Source organism: Achromobacter sp. GbtcB20 (assembly GCF_019091095.1).
GTDB lineage: Bacteria > Pseudomonadota > Gammaproteobacteria > Burkholderiales > Burkholderiaceae_B > Achromobacter > Achromobacter mucicolens.
Genome location: NZ_JAGXJZ010000011.1, coordinates 169,834 through 186,517 on the forward strand (window position 1 = coordinate 169,834; position 16,684 = coordinate 186,517).

The window sequence follows — 16,684 nt, forward strand, 5'->3', positions numbered from 1 at the left end:
GCCTGTGCAAGGAGTACATGCAATGGATCAGAAAACAAAGCCCTGGGCATTTCCCAAACCCCACCCCGAAAACACGCCACGCGGCGAGCGCAACAAACAAGAGTTCGACACGCCGCCCAAAGAAGAAAAGCCCGCGGCCAAACCGCGCGCCAAAAAGCAGACGCCTGCGACAGGACGGGCTCGCCCGTGAGGCTGGCGGCAAAGGTCTGTGCGTCCGCCGGGGCAGCGCTTTGCGCGCTGTCCATGGCCGCCGCCGCAACGCCCGACCTGCAGACGGGCGACATGGTTTTCCAGCAGTCGCGATCGGCGCAAAGCCTGGCCATCCAACAGGCCACGCATTCGCCCTATAGCCACATGGGCATGATCGTGACGCGCCAAGGCCAGGCCTACGTGCTCGAGGCCGCGGCGCGCGTCAGCTACACCCCCCTCTCGCAATGGATCGCGCAAGGCGAGCGCGGCCATTACGTCGTCAAGCGGCTGCGCGACGCATCGCAGCTCACGCCCGACGCGCGCGCCCGCCTGGCCAAGGCGGGCGCCGCCTATGTGGGCAAGCCCTACGATCTGGTGTTCGCCTGGTCGGACGACCAGATTTATTGCTCCGAACTGGTCTGGAAGATCTACGAGCGCGTCCTCGGCGTGCAGATTGGCGCGCTGGCCCCGCTGAAAAGCTTCGATCTGGCCTCGCCCGCCGTGCAGGCCAAGATGCAGGAACGCTACGGCAAGCGCATTCCCTGGGAAGAACCCATCATCTCGCCGGCCGCCATGTTCGCGTCGGACCAACTGGTGACCGTCGGCACCTTCTGACGGCGGCGCCGCGCCGATAACGGCGCGCGCCGTGGGGCATCATGCCCGCGCCGCCCACCTGAAACGCTCAGCGTACCGGCACGGTGTCCTTGTAGAGCACACCGTCCTTCATGATGACCAGGAAGTTTTTCTCCGGGTCACCGATCAGCGAGATGTCTTCAATGGGGTTGCCATCGACCAGCAGCAGATCGGCAAGCGCTCCCTCGCGCACCACGCCCAGGTCGCCGCGGTAAGGATTGCGCTTGCCCGACAGCTTGAGCAATTCGGCGTTCGTGCCGGTCGCCATCATGAGCGTCTGTGCCGGCGTGTACCACCGCGTGAGGCTGGCGAGGATCCTGCCCTGCTGCGCCGCCAGCTGGCTGGAAAAAAGGATGTCGGTGCCAAACGCCGTCTTCAGTTTGTACTTGATCGCCAGATGATAGGTCCGGTCGGTGCCGGCAAAGACTTCCTGCGCTTTTTGCCATTGGTCCGAGCCGCGGGGAAAGGCGTCTGCCAGTTCGTCCGGAAAGGGCTGCGTGCTAAGCCATACGCCCGATCGGGCCATCAGCTGCGCCGTTTCCTCGTCCATCATGCTGCCGTGCTCGATGCTCTGCACGCCCGCCTTGACGGCCCGCTGGATGGCGGTGGGCGTGTAGGCGTGCACCGCCACGTAGGTGCCCCAATCCGTCGCGGCCTCCACCGCCGCGCGAAGCTCGGGCTCGGTGAACGTCACGACGTCCAGCGGGCTGTGCGGCGACGACACGCCTCCGCCGCCGGTCAGCTTGATCTGCGTCGCGCCCTGCATGAGTTGCTCGCGCGTGCGCAGGCGCACTTCGTCGGGGCTGTCGGCAATGGTGCTGTCGCCGGCCAGATCGTGCCGCGACGCTGGCGCCCCTAGCGTGCGCGGCAGGTCCGCCATCGAACGGAAATCGCCATGCCCGCTGGTCACGCTGATCATCGCGCCGGACGGGTAGATGCGTGGGCCCGGGATCACGCCCTGGTCCACCGCCTGCTTCAGGCTGAACGCCGAGCCGCCCAGGTCCCGCACCGTGGTGAAGCCGCGCATCAGCGTCTTGCCCGCCTCCACGCCCGCGACAATGTTCAGGTAGGTCGGATCCTGGGTCATCGCCACGGCCAGCGGCACGCCGACGAACATGCTGTGCCAGTGCATGTCGATCAGCCCAGGCATCAACGTGCGCCCGCCGCCGTCGATGACCCGCGCGCCGTCGGCCGGCACCTTGTCGCGCGACACCTTTTCAATGACGTTGCCGTGGACCAGCACGCTGCTCGCCGGACTCAGCTCGCCCGACACGCCGTCGAAGATGCGGACATTTTCGAAGAGGACCCGGGAATCGGCCGCGGCCTGCGCGCCCGGCGGCGCCGCCGCCTGGGCCGCGGGCAAGGAATGGGAATGCGCCGACCCAGCCCCGAAAATCAGCAATGCCGCCGTGAATGCAATACCAGTCCTGACAACCATGATCGCGCCTCTGGGTGAGTCATCCGCCTTCAGGACGGAAACAGGATCGGGATCAGCAGCACGCTGACCACCAGGGAAAACAAGGTCAATGGCGTTCCGATCTTCAGATAGTCGGCAAAGCCAAAGCCCCCCGCCACGCTGACCAGCGCATTGGAAGGCGTGGACACCGGCGACATGAACGCCGCGGACGACGCGATGGCCACCGTCATCGCAAACGCGTAGGGCGAAGCATGCAGGCTTTCGGCGATGCTGATCGCCACGGGGCCCATCAGCACGGCAGTGGCCGTGCCCGACACCACCACGCCCAGCGTGACGGTCGCCACGAACACCAGCGCCAGCTGCCCGTAGATGCCCCAATCGCCCGAATAGTGCAGCAGGAACTGCGCGGCCATATCGACGCCGCCGCTGCGCTTGAGCGCCAGCGCAAAAGGCAGCATGCCCACGATCAGGATCAGCGCGCGCCAGTTGATCGACCGGTACGCCACGTCCAGCGTCACACAGCCGAACAGGCCCATCATCAGGCCGCCGATCAGTCCCGCCATCACGTTGGGGACCCAGTCGGTCAGCATCAGGAACACGACCGTCGCCAGCGAGAACAGCGCGTGAAGCGCGCGATTGGGCACCGGCACCAGCGAATCGGCTTCGACCGGCATGGCCAGGCTGACCAGATCGTGCTCTTCGGCCTGCAGCGAGAAAATGCCTGTCCACGGGCCGACCACCAGTAGCGTGTCGCCCACGCGCATCTTTACATTCGGCAGGTCGCGCATGGCCTCCTTGCCGCGCCACAGGCCGACAACAAAGAGCCCGTGCCGCGCCAGCACCACGGACTCGCGGGCATTTGCGCCCTCCAGCCGCGACTCCGAGGGGATGATGACCTCCACCATGCCCACGTCGCGCGCCTGATCGGTGAAGTACACCCCGGACATCGCCAACCGCTTGACCTGATGCCGGGCGCAGAATCCGTCGATGTCGAAACCCTCGGCGTCCATGTCCAGCAACAGGATGTCGCCCGCTTCCAGCACGTCGTCCGCCGTGGGGCGCATCACGGCCCGGGCGAAGCGCGAATGGCGTTCGATCGCGATGACGAACGCCGCCTTGCCCAGTTCGCCCGCCCACATGCCAAGCTGACGTCCGACCAGATCGGAGTCGTCCTGCACCAGCAGGCGGCAGGCCCGGTTCTGCAGGGAATACTTGGTGGCCCAGTCGCCGAAGCTGGGCCGGTTCGCGGCGCGCGGCCCCTGGCCCGCGTCGATCAGATTGCGCGCAAACAGCATGTAGGCGATGCCGCCGGCCAAGACCACAATGCCGATCGGCGTGAAGTCAAAGAAGCGAAAGCCCTCGTAGCCCGCATAGCCCAGCGCGCTGTTGAGCACCAGGTTCGGCGTGGTTGCCACCAGCGTCAGCATGCCGCTCATGGCTGCCGCCGCGCCCATGGGCATCAGGATCCGGCGGCTGGCCATGCCGGACTTGCGCGCGATCCGCAGGACGATGGGAATGAAGATGGCGACCACGGCCGTGGAGCTCATCACCGCGCCCATCGAGCCGACGGCCCCCATCACCAGCAGCACCAGCCATCCCTCGCTCTTGCCGCCGTGCTTTAGCAGCAGGTCGCCCACGGCCTGCGCAACGCCCGTGCGCACCAGCCCCTCGCCCACGACGAACAGGCAGGCGATGAGGATGATGTTGGGATTGGAGAATCCATCCAGCGCCTCGCGGTAGGTCACCGTGCCGCTCAGGGGCAGCAGCAGCATGACCAGCAGCGCCACGGCATCGGACCGGGGCCGCCCGATGACAAACAGCACGACAGCCGCGCAGAGGATGGTGAGGACGACTGCCAGTTCGCTGACCATTGCCGTGCGGCTCCTTCGCGCGTCCCTAGAACGCCGTGTTGCCCGTGCTGATCGCCCACACGCCGATGCCGCACGACACCAGCACCAGAATCAGGATCGGCCATTCATACGGGGCAAAGATGTTGCCCCGCTGCTCCCGGCGGGAAATCAGAAAGAGGATGGTGCCGGGCGCGTAAATGACGCACGACAGGATGAAATACCGGAAGCCGCCCGCATACACCAGCCCGGCGGCATAGACCGTGGCGGCCGCCGCCAGCGCCAGTTCGACCTTGCGCCGCCCGCTCCAGCCGTTATAGGTTTCGCCGCGCACGGTCAGCATCAGCCCAAACGCGGCCACGAAGAAGTACGGCATCAGGCTCATTGAACTGGCCATGTTCTTGAGCAGCACGAAGGTGTCTTCGGTAAAGAGCGTGACGATCAGAAAGAGCTGCACGATGCCGTTGCTGAGCCAGAGCGCGGCTGCCGGCACGCCGTGCCGGTTTTCGCGGCCCAGGAACGACGGCATGATGCCCGCGCCGGCCGCGGCGCGCAGCACTTCGGCCGCCAGCAGGATCCACGCCAGATAGGCGCCTGCCACCGACACCATCAGCCCCACGCTGACCAGCATGCTGCCCCACGGCCCGACCACCGCGCGCAACACGCCCGCCATGGACGGATTGCGCAGCGCCGCGATCTCCGCGCGCGGCAGCACGCCGTACGACAGCATCGTCACCATCACCAGCAGCGCCAGCACCAGCAGAAAACCCACAATGGTCGCAACCGCCACGTCCTCGCGCCGCTTGGCGTAGCGCGAATAGACGCTGGCGCCTTCCACCCCCAGGAACACGAACACCGTGACCAGCATCGTGTTGCGCACCTGCTCGAAAAGACTGCCCTTGCCTTCACCGCTGAGCCCCTCGGCGATGTTCGCGCGCAGCACGTCCAGGTCCACGGCAAAGGCGGCAAAGACGATGAAGATCGCGATCGGGACGACCTTGGCGATGGTGACGACCGTGTTCATGCCGGCGGCCTGACGGATGCCGCGCAGGATCAGGAAATGGGTGGACCACAACAGCACCGAAGACACCAGCACGGCCGGCACGGTGTCGCCGTCGCCGAAGAATGGCAGCACGGCGCCCAGCGTTCCCTTGAAGATGACGAAGTAGCTGACGTTGCCCAGGCAGGCGGCCGTCCAGTAGCCCAGCGCCGCCAGAAACCCCAGATACAGCCCGAAGCCGGCCTTGGCGTACGCGAAGATGCCCGTGTCCAGATCGGGACGCCGGCGCGCCAGGAACTGGAAGACCATCGCCAGCGTCAACATGCCCGTGCCGGCAATGGCCCAGGCCACCATGCCGCCCACCGGACCGGTATTGCGCGCAAACACGCTGGGCAGCGAAAAGATCCCCGCCCCCACCATCGAGCCCACCACCATGGCGGCAAGCGCCATGCGAGAAAGTTTGGCAGTTTCCCCGCTCACGATCTTCTCCTGAAAAAGACCCAGTGCTTGCCCCGCCCGCGCGGCCGTCCCCCGCCGGGACGGTCGCGCGCGCCGATGCCCCGCTAGGCGGCATCCCGCGAGATCGGGCACGTCATGCAATGCCCGCCGCCGCGGCCCCGGCCCAGTTCCGCGCCGACGAAGGTGATGACCTCGATGCCCGCCTTGCGCAGCAGCGTGTTGGTGTAGACGTTCCGGTCGTAGGCCAGCACCACCCCGGGCGAGATGCAGACCAGATTGGCGCCACTGTCCCACTGCGTGCGCTCGCGGACATAGGCGTTGCCGCCAGTCTCGACCACGCGCATCTTCTTGACGCCCAGCGCCTCGCCGATCACGTCCACCAGCGACCCCTTGTCCTTATGCAGTTCCAGCGAGCCCGGGGTGTTGCCCGGCCGGTAGGAGAACGCCTGGACGTTGTTGACGATGTCGGGGTACATCAGCACGCAGTCACGGTCCGCGAAGGTCAGCACGGTATCCAGGTGCATGGCCGCCCGCAGCTTGGGCATGGCCGCCACGATCACCCGGTCGGCCGCGTTCTTGGCAAAGAGCGTGGCCGCCAGCTGGCTGATGGCCTGGCGCGACGTGCGTTCGCTCATGCCGATCATCACCGTGCGGTTGCCGATCGGCATGACGTCGCCGCCTTCCAGCGTGGCCAGCCCGTGGTCGGCCGTGGGGTCGCCCCACCAGACGTTCACCTTGCCGGCAAAGCGCGGATGGAACTTGTAGATGGACGACGTCAGGATCGTCTCTTCGTGCCGCGCGGGCCAGTACAGCGGATTGAGCGTCACGCCGCCGTAGATCCAGCAGGTCGTGTCGCGCGTGTACAGCGTGTTGGGCAGCGGCGGCAGCAGGTATTCCGTGACGCCCGCGGCCTCCTTGATCAGCATGAGCTGTTCGCCGCCCACCGACTCGGGAAACTCGTCGGTCGACAGCCCCCCGATCAGCGTCTCGGCCAGCTTGCGCGGCGCCAGCCCGTCCAGGTAGCTGCGGATCTCATCGAGCAATCCCAGCCCGACCTGGTTCGCCACCACCTGGTTGTCCAGGATCCACTTCTTTGCCTCCGGTATCGCGACCGTTTCGGCCAGCAGGTTGTGCATTTCCAGCACGTCCACGCCGCGGTCCCGCATCTTGGTCATGAAGTCGAAATGGTCCCGCTTGGCGTTGTCGACCCACATGACGTCGTCGAACAGCAACGCATCGCAATTGGAGGGCGTCAATCTTTCGTGGGCGCGTCCTGGCGCGCAGACCATCACCGTGCGCAATTGCCCGACTTCTGAATGGACTCCAAATTCCTCGGTATCAGCCATGACTAGCTCCCAGACGTTAAATGGCGATCCAGCCGTAGATCAGGCCGACGATGGCGGCCAAAGCTCCGACGCATGCCACGATGAATACGACCAACTCCCAACCTGTGAAGAACGACCTGCCCTGCTCGCGCCGGGCCCAGAAGTACAGCACAGACCCGGGCGCGTACAACAGCGCCGACAGCAGCAGGAATTTCAATCCGCCGGCGAGAATCATGAACACGGTGTAGATGGCCGCGATGCTGGCAAGCGTCAGATCGCGCTTGCGGTCCTTGCCGTCGACATACGTCTCGCCGCGCTTGGCAAGCTGCCAGCCGAAGCCGGCGACCAGCAGGTAGGGGATCAACGACATCGCGCTGGTCAGGCTCAGCATCAGCGCAAAGGCGTCGCGCGACCAGTACGTACTGATGACGAAAAGCTGCACGATGATGTTGGTCACCCACAGGGCCACGACCGGCACGCCGTTCTTGTTCTCGCGGGCGAACGCGCGCGGCATGTCTTCGTTCTTGGAAGCCGCGTGCATCACTTCCGCGCAGATCAGCGACCAGGCCAGATAGGCGCCCAGCACCGAGATCAACAGCCCCACGCTGACGAACACCGCGCCCCACGGACCCACCACCGATTCCAGCACGCCGGCCATCGACGGCTGGCGCAGCCCGGCGATGTCGCTCTGCTGCATGACCGCATAGGGCAGCAGCGACACCAGCACCATCAGCAGCAACGCCGTCACAAAGCCGATCAGCGTGGCCACCCCCACGTCCGAGCGCTTGGACGCGAACCGCGAATACACGCTTGCGCCCTCGATCCCCAGGAAGACGAAGACGGTCACCAGCATGGTTCTGCGCACCTGCTCGAACAGGCTGTAGCCGCTCATTTCGCCCCAGAAGTTGATGCGGAACAGGTCGACCTTGAATGCCACGAACAGCACGACGATGAACACCAGGATCGGAATGATCTTGGCGACCGTCACGACCGCGTTGATGAACGCCGCCTGCTGCACGCCGCGCAGGATCATGAAGTGAAACAGCCAGATCCCCACCGATGCCACCGCGATTGCGATGACCGTGTTGCCGTCGCCGAAAACGGGAAAGAAGGCGCCGAGCGTGGACTTGATCAGCACCCAGTACGACACGTTGCCGATGCAACTGCCGATCCAGTAGCCAAACGCGGACAGAAAGCCCATATAGTTGCCAAAGCCCGCCTTGGCGTACGCAAAGACGCCCGCGTCCATGTCGGGTTTGCGCTCGGCCAGCGCCTGGAACACGCGCGCCAGCGTGTACATGCCCGCCCCCGCGATGATCCACGCGATCACCGCGCCGACGACGCCCGTCGCCCCGCCAAAGGTCCTGGGCAGCGAGAAAATCCCGGCGCCGATCATCGACCCCACCACCATGCCGGTCAAGGCAAGCAATCCAAGCTTCTTGGGAGTACTGCTTTCCATCATGCACCTCCAATATTGAGCAAAGACGTGAGCGGGTCGGCCAGCTTGCCGGGCATGCCCCGGACCGGCCGGCTCAGCTGCGGGCAACGCGTGAACTGCGGCCTGCGCCGTACACGGTGGTCATCGTGATAAGTAGGGGCACGCCAATGAACGTGCCCGGAATGCCCCACACAAACCCCCAGAAAAAAACAGCAAACATCACCATCAGCGGCGACAGCGCAAACGCGCTGCCGGCAAGCCTGGGTTCCAGATAGCAGCCGTACACGATCTGGATGCAGTTCAGGACGACGAGCACCGCAATGCTGGTCTGCAGGGATCCCACCTGCACGAATGCGAAGAACGCCGGAAACACCGTCGCCACCAGCGGCCCGAGAAACGGGATGTAGTTCAGCAGGAACGCGAGCCCGCCCCAGGCGGTCGCCAGCTCCAGCCCGGCATAGATCGCAAACAGCCAGACCGTCACGCCCGTCAGCACGCTTGCGATCGTGCGGATCACCATGTACCAACGCAGCTTGGCGGCAACCTCGCGCCCGATCGCCATCCAGCGCTGCGCCCTGGCCTCACCCAGCAGGCGGATCAGCCGCCCCGGCGCCTCGTCAAGCTCGAACAGCCCCAGCGCAATGAAGACAAACGCGATGAAAATCATGCCCAGCATGCTGTTGATCCGCAGCGCCACCTCCTGGATCGCCCGCACCAGCCACGACACGTTGAAGCTGTCCTGGAACATCTGGATCGCCATCGCGCCGTGCGGATGCAGCGTTTCGGTCTCCAGCGTGAACAGGCGCTGGAAGCGCGCGGCATTGGCCATGACCCACTGCGCGACCAGGCTGAAGCCCCAGGCCGCCAACGACAGGAACACCACCGACACGACCACCGTGACCACCAGCGCCAGGATCGCGGCCAGCGGCGCCGGCATCCTGCGGCCCAGGTACTGGCGCAGCGGCGCAACCAGGCAGATGACGAACAGCGCAAACGCCAACGGCACGAAGATCGGGCTGGCCAGGTACAGCAGGCCGAGCAGCAGGAGGGCAAAGATGCCGGACATTGCGAAGGACGTCATCGTGGTATCACCCCATCAACGCGCTTGACCAGATAGGCATAGAACGGATTGGAGGTCAGCCGGGTCAACGTGTCCATGCCGATCACGAAGGCGCCGACTTCGCCGCGCATGGACATGGCGCCCAGGCTGATGCCAAATTCTTCGATGTTGTCCGGATGCGTGCCGTACAGCGCGTCGTCGGTCGGGAACGGCAGCGCAACGTGCGACAGCGAATAGACCTCGCGCGGATAGTCCATGCCGATGGCCCGTTCCACGACGGCGGTGGCGTTCGGCTCAATGACGCGCTCGATCATGGCGCTTGACGTGGGGCTGGCGTTGGTGACGAGCGTCAGGCGATAGTTGCGCTTTTCGCCGGGCAGCGTGCCCGCCAGTTGCCAGGCGACACCGCGCCGGAACAGCGGCCCAAGCTTGGTGGCCCGGTTCAGGTCGAACAGCACCAGGTCGCTGCCGTTGGCCGGCAGCCGCGCATACAGCGCGTTGATCAGCGCGCGCGTGCTGACGGTGAAATCCAGCACGGAGTGGAACGTGATGATGGGCGGCAACCGTTCCAGGCCGCCCGCGCGCTGCTGCGCGACCAGCCTGTCCTGCAGCGTCTGCGTCAGCTCGAACGACTGGCGGGCCGCGTGGACGGGGAAAGAGTTGTACTTGAAGGGATTGAACTCCGGCACGATGCTCAGCCACGCGGCCTTGGCAAACGCGGGCAGGATGGCCGGCAGGCCCGCCAAGCCCGCGAAGCGCGCAAACGACGTGATGCCGACCATCGGCGAGATCAGCACCAGGCGGTCGGGCTTGTCGAGTTTGGGGTTGTCCAGCGCATCCAGCGCGTGCATCAGCGCCAACGCCCCGCCGTTGGAAAAGCCCACCATGTGCAGCGGTTTGGGCGCCGGCACGCGGCGGCGGGCTTCGCGCACGGCCAGGCGCGTGGCCGCCGCCCAGTCTTCCCAATGCGCGTCCGTCAGCCCGCCAGGCACCGTGCCGTGGCCCGGCATCCGGATGGCGATCGCCACGTAGCCGACGGATTGGTAATGGGCGGCGACGTGGCGCAGACTGTAGGGCGAATCCGTCAGGCCATGCAGCAGCACGGCCACGCCCCGCGGTTCACCCGCCGGCAGCAGCATGAACGACCGGTTCCAGTCATGCGCGAAATGCTCGGGGTACACCTTCGCGTCTGCGAAGTAGCGGTTGCTGTCCACCTTGTCCTCCGGCAGCAGCTTGTCGCCCACGTTCTGCCTGACCAGCGCAAAAAGCTGATCCTCATGCGCCAGGTAATCGTCCCAGGTGCTGCGGTCCAGCCGCTCGGCGTCCAGTTCCTGCGGCACATACGTGTGCCACGCAGCCAGCGGCGGCCCCTGCTGGATGTCGTACAGGCGCACGCCCATGAGCGTGAAGACAATCAGCAGCGCCACCCCGGCCACGATGAACAAGGCCTTGCGCAGCCGGCGCCACCGCGGGCGCTGGATGGCGTCGGTGGGCTTGCCGGTGTTCACTGCGCGGCTCCCGCCGCGGGCGGCGCGTCCGCCATGACCACTTCCGGCTGCTCGTCCCCGCCGCCCAGCGCCACGTACAGCGACACGCCGTTCTGCAATTGCGAGGCCCGCAGCGTCAGCATCTGCTGCTCCGCATTGAACAGGCCGCGCCGCGCATCGACGACTTCCAGATAGATGGAGATGCCGTTCATGTAGCGCAACTCGGCGGTTTCAGCCAGCCGGCGCTGCGCCTGGATCGCCGTCTCCTGCGCGGCGACCTGTTCCTGGAAGCGCTTGCGGTTTTCCAGCGCGGTCGCCACTTCGCTGAACGCGGTCTGCACCGTCTTGCGGTAATTGGAGACCAGCTCGTCGCGCTGCGCCGTGGCCAGGTCAACCGCCGCCCGCCGCTGCCCGTAGTCGAAGATCGGCCACCCTATCCCCGCGCCGATGTTCCAGATCTGGCTGGGCGAGGAGAACAGATCCGACAGCTCGGTGGACGCGTAGCCCAGCGATCCGGTCAGCGCAATGCGCGGAAAGAGTGCCGCGCGCGCCGCGCCGATGTTGGCATTGGCGCTGCGCAGGCGGTTCTCTGCCTGCCGGATGTCCGGCCTGACCACCAGCAGCGAAGACGGCAATCCGGGGCTAAGCGCATCGAACTGCCCCGCGGCCTCGATGGGCTGGCCGGCGGCCATCTCGTGCTGCAGGTCTTCGCCGACCAGCACCCACAGCCGGTTCCAATGCCCCGCCGTGGCGCGCTGCCATTCGGCAAGCTGGGTCTGCGCCTGGGTCAGCAGGATGGCGGACTGCTCGAAGTCGACGCGCGACGTGACGCCGGCGTCCAGGCGGTCCTTGGCCACGCGCAGCGCATAGCTGCGCGTCTCCACCGTGCGCTGCGCCAGCGCGATGCCCTCTTCGCCTGCCTGGGCGTCGTAATAGGTCGAGGCGACGTTCGCGATCAGCGACAGGCGGAACGCGCGCCGGCCTTCCACCGTCGCCAGGTACTGCTGCAACGCCGAGGCGGTCATATTGCGCACCCGCCCCCAGAAGTCCAGCTCAAACGACGAGACCATCACCTGCGCGTTGAACTGATTGAATTGCACGGTCTGCCGTGACCCGGCGAGCGCCGGGTCCAGCACGGTCAGCGGCTGCTGGTTGCGCGACGCCGCCGCGCCGGCGTCCAGTTGCGGCAGCTGATTGGCGCGCTCGATGCGGTAGAACGCGCGGGCCTGCTCGATCCGGGCCGTGGCCGCTGCCAGGTCCTGGTTCAGCTCCAGCGACCGTGCAATCAGGCGCTTGAGCTGCGCATCGCCAAAGAACTGCTCCCAGGTCACGTCCTGCGCCGCCTTGGCATCCGGGGGGACCTCGCCCGGGAACATGGCGGGCGTGGCCACTTCGGGCCGGCGGTGCTCGGGCGCAAAATTGCACGCGGACAGCCCACCGATAAGCAGCGCGGCGGCGGCAAGGCGGGCGGGGGTCATGGATTCTCTCCCCGCTCTTCGGCCTTGGCCGGACCGCTCTCGCCAGGCTTGGGCGCAGGTTTCCGGGGCCCGGACCAGCGCCGCGCCACCATGTAGAAAAGTGGCGTGAAGAACACCCCGAACAGCGTGGCGGTCAGCATGCTGCCCATCACGCTGGTGCCCACCGCCTGCCGGCTGGCGGCGCCCGCGCCGGTCGCCAGCACCAGCGGCAGCATGCCCAGCACGAACGTGACGCTGGTCATGATGATGGGGCGCAGGCGCTGGCGGGCCGCATCGACCACCGCTTCCTTGCGGTCGCGGCCTTCAAGTTCCTCCTTCAGCGCGAACTCCACGATCAGGATGCCGTTCTTGGCGGCCAGCCCGATGATGGTCACCAGCCCGATGTTGAAGTAAATGTCCGCCGACATGCCGCGCCCCAACGTGAATGCGGCAGCGCCCAGGATGCCGAAGGGCAGGATCAGCAGCACCGACACCGGCACGGACCAGCTTTCGTACAGCGCGGACAGCAGCAGGAACACCACGACCAGCGACAGGGCCAGCAGCAACGCCACCTGGTTGCCCGCCTGCTGTTCCTCGTAAGCCGTCCCGGTCCATTCGTAGGTGATGCCCTGCGGCAGGACCCGCGCGGCGATGGCCTCCATTTCGGCCAGCGCCACGCCGCTGGAGCGGCCCGCGGCGGCTTCGCCCGAAATCGTGATGGAAGGAAAGCCGTTATAGCGTTCCAGCTGCTGCGGACCATCGATCCAGCGCATTCGCGAAAACGCCGAGAACGGCACCATCTCGCCCCGGTTGTTCGGCAACTGCAAGGCGGCGATGTCCTGCGGCTGCATGCGCTGATCGGCCTCAGCCTGGATGAACACCCGCTGCACCGAACCATCGTGCAGGAAGTCGTTGACGTAGTTCGAGCCGAACGCCAGCGTCAGCGCCTGGTTGACCTGCGCCACCTGCAACCCCAGCGCGCGGGCATGCACGCGGTCGATCTCGACATACAACCGCGGTCCCGGCGGCATGCCGTCCAGCCGCACGCCGGTCAGCAGCGGACTGGCGGCGGCGGCCGCGATCATCGCCGCGCCCGTGGCGGCAAGACCCGCGCCGCCCTGCGCCGTGCGGTCCTGCACTTTCATGGAAAAGCCCGACGCGTTGCCCATCGACGGGATCGGCGGCGGGTTCAGCGCAAAGATCATCGCCTGGGGGATCTGGCGGAAGGCCAGGTTGCTGCGCCCGACCAGCGCATCGACCGCCTTGCTGCGATCCGTGCGCTCGCTCCACGGGTACAGGTCCACGAACGACAGTGCAGCCGTCTGCCCCTGGCCGAAGAAGTTGAACCCGACCACCGACGCCACGTTGCGCACGGCAGGCTGCTCACGCAGCAGGCTTTCGGCCTGTTGCACGGCCACCTCGGTCTGGTCGGCCGTGGTGCCGGGCGCGCCGGTGTACGACACGAAGAAATAACCCTGGTCTTCCAGCGGCAGGTAGCCGCCCGGCAAGCGCGAGAACAGAAAGATCGTCAGGCCGCACACGCCCAGGAAGATCAGCATCCAGCGCAGCGGCCGCACCAGCATGTGCTCGACCGCCCGCACGTACTGGCGCGTCATGGCGTCAAAGCCCGCGTTGAACTTGTCGAACACCCATTGCTTGGCCTTGGACACCCGTCCCTTCGGCGGTTTGCCATCCGGCAGCTTGAGCAGCGTGGCGCACAACGCGGCGCCCAGCGACAGCGCCAGCAGGGTGGACACGACGATGGCGACCGACAGGGTGATGGAGAACTGGCGGTAGATCGCGCCGCTGGACCCCGGAAACATCGCCATCGGCACGAACACCGCCACCAGCACCAGCGTGCTGGCAATGATCGGCCCCCACACCTGGCCGACCGCCTTGCGCGTGGCCTCCGGCGCGGACAGCTTTTCGTCCTGCATGATGCGGGCGACGTTCTCGGACACCACGATCGCATCGTCGTTCAACACCCCGATCGCCACCACCATGCCAAACAGCGACAGCAGGTTGATGGACGCGCCAAACAGGAACAGGCCCGCGCAGGTGCCGATCAGCGCAATCGGCACGATCAGCGTCGGGATCAGCGTGCTGCGCCAGCTTTGCAGGAACAGGAACACCATTGCCGTGACCAGCAGCAGCGCCTCCACCATGGTGACCAGCACCGAACTGATCGAGGTCGTGATGAAGGGCGTGGTGTCGAACGGCACCGTCCAGCCGACGCCCGCCGGAAAGACCGATTCCAGCTCCGTCATGCGCTGGCGGACTTGGCGTGCGACATCCAGCGCATTCGCGTCATTGGCCAGCTGGATGGCGATGCCGGCTGCCTCCTTGCCGTTGACGCTGAGGCGGAAGTTGTAGCTTTCGTTGCCCAGCTCCACCCGCGCCACGTCGCCCAACCGCACGAGCGAGCCGTCGTTGTTCACGCGCAAGATGACCTGGCGGAACTGCTCGGGCGTGGAGAAACGGCTCTGCGCGACGATCTGCGCGTTGAAGTCCGCGCCGCGCGCCAGCGGCAGGTCGCCCAGCGAACCGCCGATCGTCTGCGCGTTCTGCTCCTGCACCGCGCGCATCGCGTCGCTGGCCGACATCTGAAAACTTGCCAGCTTGCGCTCATCCAGCCAGATCCGCATGGCGTAAGACGAGCCAAACAGCTGCACATCGCCCACGCCACGGATGCGGCGCAGCTCATTCAGGATGTTGTTGGACGCGAAATTGCCCATCTCGACGGCGCTGACGTTGCCGCTTTCGGACTGCAATGCCAGCAGCATCAGGAAGCCGGATGACGCCTTGGTCACGGCCACGCCCAACTGGCGCACCTCTTGCGGCAGCCGCGGCTCGACCCGGCTCAGGCGGTCCTGCACCTGGCTGCGCGCCACGTCCAAATCCGTGCCGGGCTCCAGCGTCACCGTAATCTGCGCAGTGCCGTTGGCGCGGCTGACCGACGCCATGTACAGGAAGTTGTCGACCCCGTTCATTTCCTCCTCGATGATGGAGGTGACGGTGCGATCGATGGTGGTGGTATCGGCGCCCCGGAAGGTCGCCTGGATGGTGATCGACGGCGGCGCGATATTCGGGTACTGCTCGACGGGCAGCAGCACCACCGAGATCAGGCCGAACAACAGGACGAAAAGCGCCACTACCCAGGCGAATACTGGCCGCAATACGAAGAATGAGCCCATGGCCGACTCCGTCAGGGTTTCGCGGCTTGCTGTTCGACAGGATCGACCTGCTGGCCGGGCCTGATTCTGTGCCAGCCGTCCACCACCACCCGCTCTCCGGGTTCAAGGCCGCTACGCACCAGCCAGTTGCCGGCGACCTGCTCGCCGACCTGGATCTGTTTAGGCACCGCCGTGTCGCCGGGTCCGATGACGAACACGGTGGCCGTGTCGCCGTTCAATCGCGCGGCCCGCGCGGGGATCAGGATGCCCTCCTTGCGCACGCCAACCAGGATCTGCCCGGTCACGAACTGACCCGGCAGCAGTTCCCGCTTCGCATTGTCAAAGCGGGCGCGTATGGTCTGAGCGCCGGTCGTCCGGTCCACGCTCAGGTCCGCAAAGTCGACGACGCCCGTTTCGCCGAACTCGCGGCCATTGGCCAGCATAAGACGCACCGGAAATGTGTTGCCCGCCGTGGCCAGCGCGCCCGAGCGCGCGTAGTCGGTCAGGTCCATGATGGCGGTGTTGGATTTGGTGAACGTGGCGCTGATCGGCGAAAGCTGGTTGACTTGCGCCAGCAGCGTTGCGCCCGAAGCGCTGACCAGCGCCCCTTCCGTGACCAGCGCGCGTCCCACCCGCCCCGCGATGGGCGCCCTGACCGTGCAACGGTCCAGGCGCAACTGCGCCAGCGTGACCGCGGCCTGCGCATCGGCGACATTAGCCTGCGCCTGGCCCAGCGCCGCCAACGCCGCCTCGTACTCCTGGGCGCTGACCGCCTGGCGCTGCACCAGCGGACGGAACCGCTCGGTGACCGAGCGCGCATTCTTCTGCACGGCCTGCGCGCGCTGCAGCATGGCATTGGCCTGCGCCAGCTGCGCCTTGTAGTCGCTCGGATCGATCTGGAATAGCGGGTCGCCGGCCTCTACGTCGCTGCCCTCGGTGTAGAGCAGCTTCTCCACGATGCCATCCACGCGCGCGCGCACTTCGGCCGTGCGAATGGGCTCGATCCGGCCCGGCAGATCCACGTTCAGATCGACCGGCTGGCTCCCCACGGTCATCACGAAGACCTTTACTGGCGCCAGGGGGACGGCAGCCGCATCGTTCCGGTCCCCGCACCCCGCCAACACCATTGTCCAAGCACTCAACGCATACAACACGACACGACGGACATTGCTGCTCGCTTGCATCATCCCCTACTCCCA

At 66.2% G+C, this 16,684-nt stretch carries 12 protein-coding genes; 2 read left to right on the forward strand and 10 right to left on the reverse strand.

The annotated features are described in order from the left end of the window. Window positions 1–22 precede the first annotated feature (22 nt). The gene (locus KVT32_RS16305) at window positions 23–190 is read left to right on the forward strand and encodes a hypothetical protein (protein WP_174245436.1); all 168 of its coding nucleotides are present in this window, start codon (window positions 23–25) and stop codon (window positions 188–190) included. Continuing rightward, entirely contained in the window at window positions 187–804 is a 618-nt protein-coding gene (locus KVT32_RS16310) for a YiiX family permuted papain-like enzyme (protein ID WP_279989616.1), read from the forward strand. Before KVT32_RS16305 ends, KVT32_RS16310 begins: the two co-directional genes overlap by 4 nt. A gap of 67 nt (window positions 805–871) precedes the next feature. Here KVT32_RS16310 and KVT32_RS16315 read toward each other — a convergent pair whose 3' ends face one another. The 10 genes from KVT32_RS16315 to KVT32_RS16360 all read right to left on the reverse strand — a co-directional run bounded on the left by KVT32_RS16315 (window position 872) and on the right by KVT32_RS16360 (window position 16,540). After that, window positions 872–2,260 carry an amidohydrolase family protein gene (locus tag KVT32_RS16315; RefSeq protein WP_217618511.1) on the reverse strand — a complete coding sequence of 463 codons (1,389 nt, stop codon included), beginning with the start codon at window positions 2,258–2,260 and terminating at the stop codon, window positions 872–874. 29 nt (window positions 2,261–2,289) lie between these two features. Next, window positions 2,290–4,110: an SLC13 family permease gene (locus tag KVT32_RS16320; protein ID WP_217618512.1), complete on the reverse strand. Its 1,821-nt coding sequence runs from the start codon at window positions 4,108–4,110 to the stop codon at window positions 2,290–2,292. Between the two features lie 25 nt (window positions 4,111–4,135). Further along, complete coding sequence (locus tag KVT32_RS16325; RefSeq protein WP_334167321.1) at window positions 4,136–5,566, reverse strand: basic amino acid/polyamine antiporter; 1,431 nt, start codon at window positions 5,564–5,566, stop codon at window positions 4,136–4,138. 83 nt (window positions 5,567–5,649) lie between these two features. Then, window positions 5,650–6,891, reverse strand: coding sequence for an arginine deiminase (gene arcA / locus KVT32_RS16330; protein ID WP_056323362.1), 1,242 nt, complete (start codon window positions 6,889–6,891; stop codon window positions 5,650–5,652). Between the two features lie 16 nt (window positions 6,892–6,907). Continuing rightward, a complete protein-coding gene (locus tag KVT32_RS16335) occupies window positions 6,908–8,329 on the reverse strand; it encodes a basic amino acid/polyamine antiporter (protein WP_056323360.1) in 1,422 nt (473 codons plus the stop codon). Window positions 8,330–8,402: 73 nt separating this feature from the next. Further along, the gene (locus KVT32_RS16340; protein WP_062842123.1) at window positions 8,403–9,389 is read right to left on the reverse strand and encodes an AI-2E family transporter; all 987 of its coding nucleotides are present in this window, start codon (window positions 9,387–9,389) and stop codon (window positions 8,403–8,405) included. Then, entirely contained in the window at window positions 9,386–10,876 is a 1,491-nt protein-coding gene (locus KVT32_RS16345) for a carboxylesterase (protein ID WP_217618513.1), read from the reverse strand. The genes KVT32_RS16340 and KVT32_RS16345 overlap by 4 nt, the downstream gene beginning before the upstream one ends. Beyond that, window positions 10,873–12,333, reverse strand: a complete 1,461-nt coding sequence (locus tag KVT32_RS16350) for an efflux transporter outer membrane subunit (RefSeq protein ID WP_217618514.1) — start codon at window positions 12,331–12,333, stop codon at window positions 10,873–10,875. The genes KVT32_RS16345 and KVT32_RS16350 overlap by 4 nt, the downstream gene beginning before the upstream one ends. After that, window positions 12,330–15,506: a multidrug efflux RND transporter permease subunit gene (locus tag KVT32_RS16355; protein WP_254636895.1), complete on the reverse strand. Its 3,177-nt coding sequence runs from the start codon at window positions 15,504–15,506 to the stop codon at window positions 12,330–12,332. Before KVT32_RS16355 ends, KVT32_RS16350 begins: the two co-directional genes overlap by 4 nt. A gap of 11 nt (window positions 15,507–15,517) precedes the next feature. After that, window positions 15,518–16,540, reverse strand: a complete 1,023-nt coding sequence (locus KVT32_RS16360; RefSeq protein WP_230965040.1) for an efflux RND transporter periplasmic adaptor subunit — start codon at window positions 16,538–16,540, stop codon at window positions 15,518–15,520. Window positions 16,541–16,684: the final 144 nt, after the last annotated feature.

Excerpts from the sequence above, each read along its gene's own strand:
- KVT32_RS16335 (WP_056323360.1), bottom strand. The coding sequence starts at position 8,329 with ATGGAAAGCAGTACTCCCAAGAAGCTTGGATTGCTTGCCTTGACCGGC.
- KVT32_RS16320 (WP_217618512.1), bottom strand. The coding sequence starts at position 4,110 with ATGGTCAGCGAACTGGCAGTCGTCCTCACCATCCTCTGCGCGGCTGTC.
- KVT32_RS16355 (WP_254636895.1), bottom strand. The coding sequence starts at position 15,506 with ATGGGCTCATTCTTCGTATTGCGGCCAGTATTCGCCTGGGTAGTGGCG.
- KVT32_RS16315 (WP_217618511.1), bottom strand. The coding sequence starts at position 2,260 with ATGGTTGTCAGGACTGGTATTGCATTCACGGCGGCATTGCTGATTTTC.
- KVT32_RS16360 (WP_230965040.1), bottom strand. The coding sequence starts at position 16,540 with ATGACCGTGGGGAGCCAGCCGGTCGATCTGAACGTGGATCTGCCGGGC.
- arcA (WP_056323362.1), bottom strand. The coding sequence starts at position 6,891 with ATGGCTGATACCGAGGAATTTGGAGTCCATTCAGAAGTCGGGCAATTG.
- KVT32_RS16350 (WP_217618514.1), bottom strand. The coding sequence starts at position 12,333 with ATGACCCCCGCCCGCCTTGCCGCCGCCGCGCTGCTTATCGGTGGGCTG.
- KVT32_RS16340 (WP_062842123.1), bottom strand. The coding sequence starts at position 9,389 with ATGACGTCCTTCGCAATGTCCGGCATCTTTGCCCTCCTGCTGCTCGGC.
- KVT32_RS16305 (WP_174245436.1), top strand. The coding sequence starts at position 23 with ATGGATCAGAAAACAAAGCCCTGGGCATTTCCCAAACCCCACCCCGAA.